12 protein-coding genes and 2 pseudogenes are annotated in these 12,670 nt (G+C 39.5%); 6 read left to right on the top strand and 8 right to left on the bottom strand.

Features of this window, described 5'->3' with window-relative positions:
* Window positions 1–11: 11 nt before the first annotated feature.
* Window positions 12–1,274: a glutamyl-tRNA reductase gene (gene hemA, locus E3U36_RS03265; protein WP_180817087.1), complete on the bottom strand. Its 1,263-nt coding sequence runs from the start codon at window positions 1,272–1,274 to the stop codon at window positions 12–14.
* 244 nt (window positions 1,275–1,518) lie between these two features.
* Here hemA and lolB point away from each other — a divergent pair, with 244 nt between their 5' ends.
* From lolB to prs, 3 genes are read left to right on the top strand one after another with little or no spacing between them, the layout of a single operon-like run.
* Window positions 1,519–2,169 (top strand): lipoprotein insertase outer membrane protein LolB, encoded by a 651-nt coding sequence (gene lolB / locus E3U36_RS03260; protein ID WP_180817086.1) that lies wholly within the window; start codon window positions 1,519–1,521, stop codon window positions 2,167–2,169.
* On the top strand, window positions 2,169–3,047 hold the full coding sequence (gene ispE, locus E3U36_RS03255) for a 4-(cytidine 5'-diphospho)-2-C-methyl-D-erythritol kinase (RefSeq protein WP_180817085.1): 879 nt from the start codon (window positions 2,169–2,171) through the stop codon (window positions 3,045–3,047). The genes lolB and ispE overlap by 1 nt, the downstream gene beginning before the upstream one ends.
* A 53-nt stretch (window positions 3,048–3,100) precedes the next feature.
* Entirely contained in the window at window positions 3,101–4,048 is a 948-nt protein-coding gene (gene prs / locus E3U36_RS03250) for a ribose-phosphate diphosphokinase (RefSeq protein WP_180817084.1), read from the top strand.
* A gap of 107 nt (window positions 4,049–4,155) precedes the next feature.
* Here prs and ychH read toward each other — a convergent pair whose 3' ends face one another.
* On the bottom strand, window positions 4,156–4,377 hold the full coding sequence (ychH, locus tag E3U36_RS03245) for a stress-induced protein YchH (RefSeq protein ID WP_304488604.1): 222 nt from the start codon (window positions 4,375–4,377) through the stop codon (window positions 4,156–4,158).
* Window positions 4,378–4,708: 331 nt separating this feature from the next.
* Here ychH and pth point away from each other — a divergent pair, with 331 nt between their 5' ends.
* Complete coding sequence (pth, locus tag E3U36_RS03240) at window positions 4,709–5,293, top strand: aminoacyl-tRNA hydrolase (protein ID WP_180817513.1); 585 nt, start codon at window positions 4,709–4,711, stop codon at window positions 5,291–5,293.
* A gap of 125 nt (window positions 5,294–5,418) precedes the next feature.
* Window positions 5,419–6,510, top strand: coding sequence for a redox-regulated ATPase YchF (ychF, locus tag E3U36_RS03235; protein ID WP_180817083.1), 1,092 nt, complete (start codon window positions 5,419–5,421; stop codon window positions 6,508–6,510).
* A 374-nt stretch (window positions 6,511–6,884) separates the two neighbouring features.
* Here the strand turns inward: ychF and E3U36_RS03230 are convergent, their stop codons facing one another.
* The 4 genes and pseudogenes from E3U36_RS03230 to E3U36_RS03210 form a co-directional block, all read right to left on the bottom strand.
* Complete coding sequence (locus tag E3U36_RS03230) at window positions 6,885–7,667, bottom strand: SGNH/GDSL hydrolase family protein (protein WP_238337499.1); 783 nt, start codon at window positions 7,665–7,667, stop codon at window positions 6,885–6,887.
* A 244-nt stretch (window positions 7,668–7,911) separates the two neighbouring features.
* Window positions 7,912–8,426 (bottom strand): annotated as a pseudogene (locus tag E3U36_RS03225) (PhoH family protein); the annotation flags it as partial.
* A 457-nt stretch (window positions 8,427–8,883) separates the two neighbouring features.
* A complete protein-coding gene (locus E3U36_RS03215; protein ID WP_238337538.1) occupies window positions 8,884–9,882 on the bottom strand; it encodes an endonuclease in 999 nt (332 codons plus the stop codon).
* A gap of 380 nt (window positions 9,883–10,262) precedes the next feature.
* A pseudogene (locus E3U36_RS03210) lies at window positions 10,263–11,115 on the bottom strand (IS5 family transposase).
* On the opposite strand from E3U36_RS03210, the gene E3U36_RS03205 reads away from it, so the two are divergent.
* Window positions 11,109–11,267, top strand: coding sequence for a hypothetical protein (locus E3U36_RS03205; protein ID WP_180817079.1), 159 nt, complete (start codon window positions 11,109–11,111; stop codon window positions 11,265–11,267). The pseudogene E3U36_RS03210 and the gene E3U36_RS03205 overlap by 7 nt on opposite strands.
* Here E3U36_RS03205 and E3U36_RS03200 read toward each other — a convergent pair.
* Complete coding sequence (locus tag E3U36_RS03200; RefSeq protein WP_180817078.1) at window positions 11,264–11,734, bottom strand: threonine/serine exporter; 471 nt, start codon at window positions 11,732–11,734, stop codon at window positions 11,264–11,266. The genes E3U36_RS03205 and E3U36_RS03200 overlap by 4 nt on opposite strands.
* Window positions 11,725–12,522: a threonine/serine exporter family protein gene (locus E3U36_RS03195; protein ID WP_180817077.1), complete on the bottom strand. Its 798-nt coding sequence runs from the start codon at window positions 12,520–12,522 to the stop codon at window positions 11,725–11,727. Before E3U36_RS03195 ends, E3U36_RS03200 begins: the two co-directional genes overlap by 10 nt.
* Between the last annotated feature and the right edge of the window lie 148 nt (window positions 12,523–12,670).

The following is a 12,670-nucleotide window of genomic DNA, read 5'->3' as shown; positions in this document are numbered from 1 at the left end:
CTAAAGGTAGTTTAATTTTGCTCCACTCCTAAGCTATCTTTTAAAATATTAAGACGGTGAATATCACCATCTGTCGCTGCTTGCTGGAGTGATTTGGTTGGTGTGTGGATCAGGCGATTCATTAACTGATAGGTCAATTGATTGATCACTTGCTCGCTATCTGCACCATTTCGCAGTGAAGCAAGTGCTTTTTCTGCCATTTCAGCCCTAATTTGCTCTGCCTGACCACGATAATCACGAATTGTATTGACTGATGACTGAGAACGCAACCAATCCATAAAATAAGCACTTTCTTGCTCAACAATAAGCTCAGCCTGAACTGCCTCCATTTTCCGTTGTTCGACATTGTGTTGCACAATCGCATGCAAATCATCAACGCTATAGAGATAAATATTATTTAATCTGTCAACATTAGGTTCAATATCTCGCGGAACAGCAATATCAATCAGCAACATCGGCTTATTACGGCGGACTTTCATTGCCCTTTCAACCATCCCTTTACCAATGATCGGTAAAGGCCTAGCAGTAGAACTAATCACAATATCCGCGGCGGCTAAACGGGTATCAATTTCAGCTAAAGTGATAACTTCCGCACCCACTTGATTAGCAAAACGTGCAGCGCGTTCTCGAGTTCGGTTAGCGATCATCAAATGCTTAGCATGATGTTCACGCAGATAGCGCGCAGCCAGTTCGATAGTCTCGCCGGCACCTACCAGTAAAATATGCAATTCAGACAGTGATTCAAAAATCTGACGAGCTAGCGTACAAGCGACAAAAGCAACCGAAACCGCATTAGCACCAATTTCGGTTTCCGTACGAATACGTTTAGCAACTGAAAATGAGCGTTTAAATAAACGCTCCAACTCACTAGATAACTTTGTATAGTGCTGAGATTTAGAAAATGCTTGTTTAACTTGACCTAAAATTTGCGGCTCACCTAAGACTAATGAATCTAATCCACTGGCAACACGCATTAAGTGGCTAACAGCAGCATTATCTTGGTGCCAATAAATACTTGTTTTAATATCATTTAAATTTAAACGATGATAGTTACATAACCAATCAATGAATTGATCTTGTAGGGATTCTTGTGAATCAACGCATAGATAAAGCTCAGTACGGTTACATGTAGAGAGCACAACGCCACTATGAACAAGTGGCTGCTGAAGTAAATTATCCAGTGCGTGTTCAATTCTTTCCGGCCCAAAAATTAACCGTTCACGTAACGTTATAGGCGCGGTTTTATGGTTTATACCGAGTGCAAGTAATGTCATATTCACTAAATCAAGTAACTAAATGGTTTCTAAACATCTGTTAAGCACACAAAAATAAAACCAATAACTTTAACAAGGAAATTTTGAGGTAGTATTCTACTTTATGCAACTAGGCAATTAAAGATGTTAAACTAAGCAAATGAATAATTCGGGCATTTTTTCCCAATTGTAGTTACATTTACCTTAATAATTTTCTGATCGATATCAACAAATTAATACCACTTGTGTGAATAGGAAATATTTAATGATACTCATTGCCAAGCAGTTTGCCAGTTTACGTCACTATTATTACAAATTTATCCCACTAATTGCTGTTTTTTTGACCGCCTGTACATTCAATCAACAATTAACAACTGAAAAAAACGGCTCAATAACCAATCCATTATGGATAAACCACCAGCAGCAACTGGCCAAGTTGACAAAATTTCAAACCCGTGGTGCTTTTGCCTATATTGTCCCAGATAATAAAACCTATGCCAAATTCTTTTGGCAACAATATACGCTGTCTAATTACCGCCTGTTACTGACCAATCCATTAGGAACAACAGAATTAGAGCTCAATGTAACCCCTGGCGTTACCCAGCTAATGGATAGAGAAGGTAAAAAATATGTCAACCATCATCCAGCACAGATGATTTATCAATTAACAGGTATGGAAATTACGATTGAAAACCTGCCCTATTGGTTAATCGGTTTACCCACTAATGCCACATCATTCACACTAGACGAAAATGGGCTGTTAAAAACCATCGAATATAGGCAAAATGGCGAAACCTGGCATTTGAACTACCTTGCTTATCATCAGGATAGTCAGCCTAAACTACCTAGCCGGATTGAATTAACACAAGGTAAACAACGTATTAAGTTAAAAATGGACAGTTGGACGCTAAACTAATGACATTAACCTGGCCCTCTCCAGCAAAACTTAACTTATTTCTCTATATTACCGGCCGGCGAGCTGATGGTTACCATCAACTTCAGACTCTGTTCCAATTTCTTAACTATGGTGATGAAATTACCATCAAACCACGTGAAGATAATCAAATTAGGCTGCTTACACCCTTTACTAATCTGTCAGCAGAAAATAACCTTATTGTTAAAGCAGCGCGCTTATTACAACGCTATTGCATTGCAGTAGATCGCGCTGATAGTCATCAAGGTGCCGATATTTATGTTAAGAAAAGATTACCCACCGGTGGTGGTTTAGGCGGTGGCTCTTCTAATGCAGCAACCACATTGATTGCCTTAAATCACCATTGGCAAACTCGTATTGATGATAATACCCTAGCCGAGCTTGGCCGTCAGCTCGGCGCCGATGTTACGGTATTCGTAATAGGTCATGCCGCTTTCGCGCAAGGCATCGGTGATCAACTTTTGCCAGCCAGTCCTGCAGAAAAATGGTATTTAGTGGCCCACCCTGGAATAAATATTGCTACCCAACAAATTTTTGCTGATCCGGAATTAAAACGTAATTCAGCAAAACGCTCATTAAGCGCATTGTTACAAGGGCCATACGCAAATGATTGTGAACCAATCGCAAGAAAACGTTTCCCTGAGGTTGAAGAGCTTATTTCATGGCTGCTAGAATATACATCATCACGCCTTACCGGCACAGGTGCTTGCGTTTTTGCTGAATTCGAAACTGAAGCTGCTGCCCGTAAGGTGTTAAATAAAGCCCCAGAGTGGGTGCAGGGTTTCGTTGCGCAAGGCGTTAAGCAGTCTCCTTTGCATACATTCCGCGCTGGGATTTCCAGATATCGAGAGCATCAATAATAATATTTTTTGGTCGATAATATCTTTATAGACGCAAGCCTGAGGTTTTTTACGTGCCTGATATGAAGCTTTTTGCTGGTAATGCTACACCGGAACTTGCTCAACGTGTTGCCAACCGACTGTATATGAGCCTTGGCGACGCTGCGGTTGGTCGTTTTAGTGATGGTGAGGTTAGTGTACAAATTAATGAAAATGTCCGTGGTGGTGATATTTTCATCATACAATCAACGTGTGCCCCAACAAACGACAATTTAATGGAGCTTGTTGTCATGGTTGATGCACTACACCGTGCATCTGCTGGTCGGATCACCGCTGTCATTCCCTATTTTGGTTATGCACGTCAAGATCGCCGTGTACGTTCAGCACGTGTGCCTATTACCGCTAAAGTAGTGGCCGATTTTCTTTCCAGTGTCGGTGTTGACCGGGTCTTAACTGTCGATCTGCATGCCGAGCAAATCCAGGGGTTTTTTGATGTGCCGGTAGATAACGTTTTTGGTAGTCCGATTTTGTTAGAAGATATGCTACAACAAAATCTAGACCATCCGATCGTCGTTTCACCAGATATAGGCGGAGTAGTACGCGCCCGCGCCATTGCCAAATTATTAAATGATACCGATATGGCCATTATTGATAAACGTCGGCCACGCGCAAACGTTTCCCAAGTTATGCATATCATTGGTGATGTTGCCAATCGAGACTGTGTACTGGTTGATGATATGATAGATACCGGTGGTACCTTGTGTAAAGCCGCTGAAGCACTTAAGGAACGAGGCGCTAAACGGGTCTTTGCATATGCTACCCATCCCATATTTTCCGGTAATGCCGTCGCTAATATTAAAGATTCAGTCATTGATGAGGTGGTTGTTTGTGACACTATTCCCTTATCAGCTGAAATCAAACAGCTCAATAAGGTTCGCTCATTAACGCTATCAGGCATGTTGGCTGAAGCCATTCGCAGGATCAGCAACGAAGAGTCAATCTCAGCGATGTTTGAACACTAAATAATAAATTACGCTCAGTTAAATTTTTTGCTGCAGCATTTATTAACTTAGTACTACCGAAAACCCTTTGATATTTATCACGGGGTTTTTCTTTACTTTAAGATAGATTATCGACGATGGCGCTCGTCAAAATTTCGCAGCCACCAATAACGATCAGCAATGCCCTCATGACCACTCACTCTGGCACCAGCTAACCAAATCAAAGCACCAATAAAAAGACTAATCAGTGATATTTCTGCTAAATATTCGGGTAGAGTTAATTGAAAAACATGATTGAAAATATTATATGCAATACTGATCACCATAATTGCCATGCCAGTTACCATCAAGCAATTACCTAATCAAAAAGACTGTTTTCTTTTCATATCATACCCTCCAAAATACTTATCACTATGTACAATATTGAATAATAAAAATACCTACTCCTTTGCTATATTATAGTAATAGTTTTCCGACTCAGATTGAGGAAATGATCACATTAGATAATATTTTATTCACAAATCTATACATCAAACTATTTTTATTGAAACAATAGTAGCCATTATGCAGCTAACCTGATCAACCTATTCTACTGTCATCAAATTTAACTTTTTGTAGTCGGTTGTCAGAAAAGGTAAGCTATGTTCTTTAATTAAAACCGCTCAATAGTGAAAGAATATGGTGAGTAACATAAAACTGATCGTCGGTCTGGCTAACCCAGGTTCTGAATACGCGTTAACTCGGCATAATGCAGGCGCCTGGTATGTCGAATTATTAGCCAAACAACATAATCAATTACTAAAAGAAGAAAGTAAATTTTTTTGTCATACCGCCAGGATCAACTTGGCAAATAATGATGTTCGCTTACTGATACCGACAACATATATGAATCTTAGTGGAAAATCAGTGTTAGCATTAGCCAGTTTTTATCGTATCAAGCCAGCTGAAATTCTTGTCGCCCATGACGAATTAGATTTAATGCCAGGCACTGCCAAAATAAAATTAGGCGGCAGCAATGGCGGACATAATGGTCTTAAAGATATTCAAAATAAACTAGGTAACAACCCTAATTTTTATCGTTTACGCATTGGTATTGGTCATCCCGGTGATAAAAATAAAGTTGTCGGCTTTGTGTTGAATAAACCCACCCTCCGGGAACAAAAATTAATCGATGATACCATTGATGAAGCAATACGTTGTACACCGAGCCTGCTTAATGAAGGCGTTAATAAAGCAGTAAATCAGTTGCACGCTTTTAAGGCATAGAGTTAATACTATTACCTCATATCTTCGGCAAGCTAACTGTTACGTGTATAATCATCGATAAATTCATTCATATTTATCAATTAGCGATACGCGATTGAACAGATAAAAACTAAGGTAACATATTTATGGGATTTAAATGCGGTATCGTTGGTCTGCCCAATGTAGGAAAATCAACGCTTTTTAATGCGCTGACCAAAGCCGGCATCGAGGCAGCAAACTTTCCTTTTTGTACTATTGAGCCTAATACCGGTGTAGTACCGATGCCCGATCCTCGTCTTGATCAATTGGCGCAAATTGTCAAACCACAGCTAGTACTACCGACAACAATGGAGTTTGTCGACATTGCCGGACTGGTAAAAGGCGCATCTAAAGACGAAGGTTTAGGCAATCAATTTTTAACTAACATCCGTGAAACTGAAGCGATCGGCCATGTTGTTCGCTGTTTCGACAATGATAACATCATCCATGTTGCCGGCCAGGTTGATCCACTAGCAGATATTGATACAATTAATACTGAATTGGCATTAGCTGACTTAGATACCTGTGAGCGCGCTATTCATCGCATTCAGAAAAAAGCTAAAGGTGGCGACAAAGAAGCAAAAATTGAATTAGACATTTTGACAAAATGTTTACCGCATCTTGAAAACGCCGAGATGCTACGAACTCTAGCGTTAAGTAAAGAAGAAAAAGCCGCCATCCGCTATCTCAGCTTTTTAACCCTCAAACCAACTATGTATATTGCTAATGTGAGTGAAGATGGTTTTAACAACAATCGCCCCCTAGATGCAGTGCTGGCCATTGCTGAAAAAGAGGGCTCGGTGGTGGTGCCAGTATGTGCGGCCGTTGAAGCCGATATAGCCGAACTGGATGAAGATGAACGCGACGAATTTATGGCTGAGTTAGGTATTGAAGAACCGGGACTAAATCGTGTGATCCGAGCCGGTTATAAGTTACTTAATTTACAAACTTACTTCACTGCCGGGGTCAAAGAAGTTCGAGCCTGGACCATCCCTGTTGGTGCCACCGCACCACAAGCTGCCGGTAAAATTCATACCGATTTTGAAAAAGGTTTTATCCGCGCCCAGACAATTTCATTTGCCGATTTTATTCACTATAACGGCGAGCAAGGCGCCAAAGAAGCCGGCAAAATGCGCGCCGAGGGGAAAGATTATATTGTGCAAGATGGCGATGTAATGAACTTTTTGTTTAATGTTTGATCCATTCTGGCCGGCTTTATGACATCTCAACACAATCTATAAAGACCGCAAAAACACTAAAAGCCCACGCAAATTGCGTGGGCTTTTCTATTGGTTATGGCTTAATTTTTTGATGCTAGCTCAATCAAAGCCGAGTACAAAAGTAAGTCTGATCAGAACCCTTGGTTACCGGAAGCGTGCCAAAAGTGTAACCTCTTTCCCACAGTGACTCACAAATTTTTTGACATACCACGCGATAGACACGATCTGTCGGATTAGCTTTATCTGAAGTAGACACTCTACTGTTATGACCCATAATAATATCGTAATTACAGCTATCGATAAATTGATTGCTGGTTCCAACTTCTTGCAACCCTTCTGATAAATGTAACTTTTCATACAGGTTTGACATCGATTCTGGTTTCAGTAATCTCTCTTAGTGTGTGGTTAAATAACATTGCCCCACTTGCAAAGTTATTAATTTGTCTCCTAACTTCATCATAAATACGTTTAGCTTTCTTCTCGTTGATAGACGTTTGATATTTCGCTTTGGCAGAACTAACCATCGCCTGATAACTCGCAGCCGATAATGGAAGTCCCATATTTATATAAATAAAGTGTGCATTACTTGAACCAACAATTTTAACTAATTCTTCTCTACGCTTATGAGCAATTTTAATTGCCACTTTGTGCATCTCGGTGGCAGGAAAACCTGCCGTGTAAAGGTCGTTAGCGCCAAACCAAACAATAAAAAGAAAGTTTTCATTATTTATACCTTGTAATGAGAAATCTTTCTCGAAAGCCTTCACCTCATTTTTCATAGTCGTAAGTGAACATTTGTGTACAGTACCGTAGGGTATTCCCCCCGTAGCACCACCAACGGCGTAATTGGCATATCTAAACCACAGGTCAGAACCGTGTCCCCACCCGGATTCTTGAGAAAATGATTGATGCTTGCTAGTTAACTTTTTCGAAGTGATATCATTAGCCATTACAAGTGATCCTCCACCTGTCGCTGCATCTGTCCAGTTACGGCAATCACTGTAACGACCTGTCGGATTCACCGTCATGGCACGGAATGCGCTCGCTAGCTTGCCAATAAAGGAACTGGCCATAATACCTGTGTCAGACAAGCTGTCACCAAAAACAATAACATTACGAAATCGTGTGGGTTGCATTCCTTTTCCCTCGCTCGCATTTTAGCGTCATAAAATGATGTCATAGATTAAATAAAATATTCTTGTCAATGATAATAACGATCGACAATCGCTGTTCTGCCAGTTTGTTTGTCATTTCTTACCGTAAGTTTTATACATCAAACTCGCAGAAATTGAGTGACTTTATTGAATAAATAGAACTATTACAAAAAACTCGTCAACTATTGCCGGCCTTTTGCACTTGGGTTTACTAACAATTGTTTCAGCCAGGCATGTAAGCAAAAGGTGCAATTTCTACTTTGCCTATTTCTGGCCGTAGACAGTATTGTAGAAAAGAGTGTCTCAATCTTTTGGCTAAAATATCATATACCGGCCGAAAGAAAGGTGCGAATTTCTCTGCCATATCACCCGGTAAGAAACCTAAATCCTCCTCTGCTTGCAAAACCGGACGAGTTACAATAATTTTATTGATTTCTTTATTAATGAGATCATCAGCAGCCATTGCAGAACTAATAAATGTTTTACCGCATCCTGCTTCACCATTTGCCAAAATCAATTTTTGCCACTTAATAGCTTCAATATATTTTCTTTGTGCTTCACTGCGAGGAATAATGGGGGAACGATCACGAGTTTCACATGCCATACCAATGGTTTCAATACTGTAAAATCAGCAAAAGATTCCACATTGTTGATCTCTTTTAAAAGAGACGAGCGACTCTCTTTTCTTAAAGATCTTCTTAATTCTCGGCGTGCTCTTGTTGCAGCTTTCTGTCTACTCATAGTTTTACCTTTTGATAGTCTATATGTCGATGGTAATAATATTTGAATATCTACACAAAAAAGCTATTTAAAACAGACGATTGTCTCCAATTTTATGATTTGCATGAAAAACCCGGTTACAAATTTCACCATCTTGCATGTAATGGATAACTTATAACCGGTTAATGAATGAAGAGTATACTTTAAACATTTTATCATCTATATCCCCTATGCTGAACATCATCAAACACAGAACTACGACTATAAAACATCCTCAAGAGCTTAATATTATTTTATATCCATTAATTGACTATAAAAATATTTTAACATCTCTGATACAAAAAATATTGTCGATTATTGCTTGCCTGTCAACTTTATTACGCAAACAATTACTTTAAGTCACCTGATAATTTATTAATAACCGCAGTTAATGTGAACAACTTGATAATATGCTATTTGTTTGATAATAGGTGTTTTTTTATTGTCGCGGGCAATTTTTGGCTAATCGATAACCCGCAGCAATAGCGGCCTGCTCATTTTCAAAAACAATACTATTTTTGGCTGATAAAACCTTATATCCCTGACAATGAGAAAAGTGGTATATTTGGCTAATTTGATTACCTTTAATCGCGGCGGTAAGATAATTGCGCGCCATAGCAGAAATATTACTTCTTGTTTTAATTGCTTTTTTTTCTATTTCAGCAGTTGCAACTGACAAACCGGCCGCCTGATTTCTATGACCTAATTGCCAGGTTAATTCACCGGTTACAAACGGGTTATAGTGCCCGGTAATTTTGCCAATTCGCTCATTTTGCAACTTTTCCCAACGATTAACCGGAAATTGTCGATCCCAGGCCATTAATAGCTGTTGTTGTTGCTTTGACATAGTAAGATTATATCGGTCATACATATAGAACATTACACGAGCAACCTGGCCTTTTACTTCATTTCTAGGCTCAAAAATACGATTTTTAAAATCCACCCGGCTTTGGCATTGGACATAAGGCGATAAAACTGACGAGGCTAGTTGACCATAATTAAAATTGCTTCTATCACCATTTACTTCACCAATAGAAGGCGCAATGTTATACAGATCGGCTTCGATGGCGCGAAAAACAGGATCTGTCTTGACGCAATTCTTTCGTCCCCCTTTTTGCCAACATTGGCGCTGATGACCAAATACCCATGCCGGCACAATATGTTCCCACTCTATTCGCTGTGCTCTATTTATTTGTTTTCTTACTTGATAACCACAGCTAGTTAAATCTACCCTACCACCACTTTTACCCATCCATTGCCATTGACATCCACAATAGAGCGTTCCTTGATTTCCGCTAGTTTGATCAAAATAAATTTCATTACGGGCAATTTTTTTTGCTTCATCAAAACTAATCGGTGTTGCTAATAAATTAAATGGCGCACAAAAAACTACCATCACGGTAATTATTACCGTTAAAAAATGTATTAATTTCAAAATTAACATCCTGGTTAAAATTAATAGATAAATCGACTATTTTAGTCATATAATGTTTTCATTATTATCGACAACTGTATGAAAAAATTTAATTTTATTTTCTTATTTTATATGATGAATATCTATAAAAACCTTATCTTTTTTTTGTATAAAAATATAACTAACTATTTAAAATAGGTTATTTAAAAATAAAATTTAATTTTCATTTAGGAAATAAAATGAATACATTAATAAAACATTTAAAAGAAGAATTAATTGATGTGACAAAAAAACATGCTCAAGAAAATGATGTTAAGGTCATTATTACTAAATATTCAGAAGAAGAACGGCTTTGTTGAATAAATCAGAATTAGCCGACAGGATGGCTCCCTCTGCTACAGCTGTTATCCGATCCTGACGCTGTGTGGCATACCCAACAACGTCATACGGTTCAGCGCTTTGACCATCGCCATTGCTTCACCTACCTGAGCCTCATAGTCACGCAGCCTCAGATGGCCACCCAGCAAAGTTTTTATGCGGAACATCGCTGTTTCTGCCACTGAACGCCGTTGATAACCCACTTTCTTTTTCCACATATCATTACTCCTGCTCAGACGCTGATTCGCCACCGCATGGTTACGTTCATGGTACTTGTCCGGCCAGTATTTCGCTCCGCTTCGCGGCGGGATAAGCCCTGATTTTCCGGTGGGTTTGGTTAATCAGGCCCGGCAGTGACTGCGCATCTGTCGTTCCGCTGAGCGATAAGTCGGCACAGATAATCTCATGAGTCACACTGTCTGCTGCCAGATGAAGCTTGCGCCACACTCTTCGTCTGTCAGCCCCATGCTGCCTGACTTTCCTTTCACCTTCGCCAAAGACCTTCAGACCGGTACTGTCGATGACCAGATGCGAGATTTCACCACGCGTTGGCGTTTTTATGCTGATGTTGACGCTCTTTGCTCGTCTGCTGACCAGCGAGTAGTCCGGACAGCACAGCGGCAAAGACATGAGTTTAAAAATCGAATCAACGAAGCCCTGTAATGCCCGGAGCGACAGGTTAAACACACGCTTCATCATCAGGACAGTGGTAACAGCCATATCGCTGTAGTAAAGCGGCCGGCCACGACCTTCAGGCGAAGAACTGTCAGTCCATCCAGCGATGGCCGACTCATCAAGCCAGACCGTCAGGGAACCGCGTTGTCTGAGTGCCTTGTTGTACGCGGGCCAGTTGGTAATTTTAAACTTTTGCTTTGCCATGCGGACCTGATGTTGAAACGAATTTAGCGATCAGCTCCGCCAATCACCTAAAAGTTCGATTTATTCAACAAAGCCAAGAAGAACTTAATATTCAAATTATAATATCAGGTGAGCAACAATTTGATATTACCTTAAATTCAATACCAGATTAAACTCGTGGACGCTTACGATATAACCATAGTCCAGGAATAGATAAACCAACCGATAAAGCACCGACAATAAATAAGGTTTTAAAGAAATGTGTTACTAATGTCTCAAGTAACTCAGCGTTATAGCCCAAATGAGCAATTTTTACTAACGATATCATCGCTATATAAGCACTTATACCTGGAAACATAGGAATAATCGCAGCAACAGTAAACACTTTGGGATGTGCCAACCACCAGCGTGACCATTGAATACCAATAATGCCAATTAAAATTGCCGCGCAAAAACTTGTCCATTCAATACTAAAGCTCATTTCCATCAGTATCATACGAAAACCATAACCTATAGCTCCCAGCAAAGCACAATATTTTAACGCCCGTACTGGCACATTAAAGACCATAGCAAAACCGGCTGCAGGTATGGCAGCTAATAACATTTTTTCAATTAAGGTGAGTAAAAATATTATGCCCAATTTCTTAATCCCCAAACCGCCATAGCCATGGTTATACCGATACAAGTCGCTAATGTCAGCAAACTCGCCATTGCCCAACGCGCTAATCCAGTATTAATATGACCTTTAAACATATCTGCCACAGAATTAATTAATGGAAATCCAGGAACTAACAGTAAAACACTGGCTGCCATTGAAATCGTCGATGCATTGGAAAAATAAGGAATATTTAATACAAAACCAGATACTGTAGTAGCCACAAAGGCGGTAATACAAAAATTAATCAATGGATTCATATATTGGGCTGTAAGAATTTGTCGAATGTACATTGCACAACCGCTGGCAATAAAAGTGACAAAGCAGCCATCCCAGCCACCCCCATTCAGCTTACAAAAACAGCCACAGGATAATCCGATCATAAGCACTAGTAACCAACGAGGATAACGTAGTGGTTTTATTTCAGCCAGACGCTGCTGAACCTTATCGCAATCTAACAATTTATATTCAGCCAATATCACCGTATGCTGAACCTTAGTTACCACATGCATATTTATACCATGATCAATATTTTTACGAGTGGACGTCATACAGAGACCGTTAATTACAGTTGTTAAAACAATCGCATTAGAAGATATTGCGCTATCAACTTGATCCACGCCTAAGGCAATACCTAATCGGGTTGATAATTGTTCCACTAACATACTTTCAGCGCCATGTTGAAAAAGGAGCTGAGCGCATTGAATACAAAGGCGAGTCATTTTTCTCTGCCTTTTTGTTGCAGTATGATAATTAGATTCAATATATTCCATGTTGTAGCCTATAAACCTGCATAATTTTATTAATAGTAATAATAACAATTAAGTTATTGCTCAATAGCAGACAACATAATTAATAGCGCTCTTTTTAGATCAAAATTAGCAATACTCTTCACAAATAATCTAATTTACAACAACGAAT

This window comes from Arsenophonus endosymbiont of Aphis craccivora (genome assembly GCF_013460135.1).
Taxonomy (GTDB): Bacteria; Pseudomonadota; Gammaproteobacteria; order Enterobacterales; family Enterobacteriaceae; genus Arsenophonus; species Arsenophonus nilaparvatae.
Note: the sequence above shows the minus strand (reverse complement) of the source record. Positions and strands in the feature narration are given on the sequence as shown.

Excerpts from the sequence above, each read along its gene's own strand:
- E3U36_RS03230 (WP_238337499.1), bottom strand. The coding sequence starts at position 7,667 with ATGCAACCCACACGATTTCGTAATGTTATTGTTTTTGGTGACAGCTTG.
- lolB (WP_180817086.1), top strand. The coding sequence starts at position 1,519 with ATGATACTCATTGCCAAGCAGTTTGCCAGTTTACGTCACTATTATTAC.
- ychF (WP_180817083.1), top strand. The coding sequence starts at position 5,419 with ATGGGATTTAAATGCGGTATCGTTGGTCTGCCCAATGTAGGAAAATCA.
- ispE (WP_180817085.1), top strand. The coding sequence starts at position 2,169 with ATGACATTAACCTGGCCCTCTCCAGCAAAACTTAACTTATTTCTCTAT.
- hemA (WP_180817087.1), bottom strand. The coding sequence starts at position 1,274 with ATGACATTACTTGCACTCGGTATAAACCATAAAACCGCGCCTATAACG.
- E3U36_RS03195 (WP_180817077.1), bottom strand. The coding sequence starts at position 12,522 with ATGGAATATATTGAATCTAATTATCATACTGCAACAAAAAGGCAGAGA.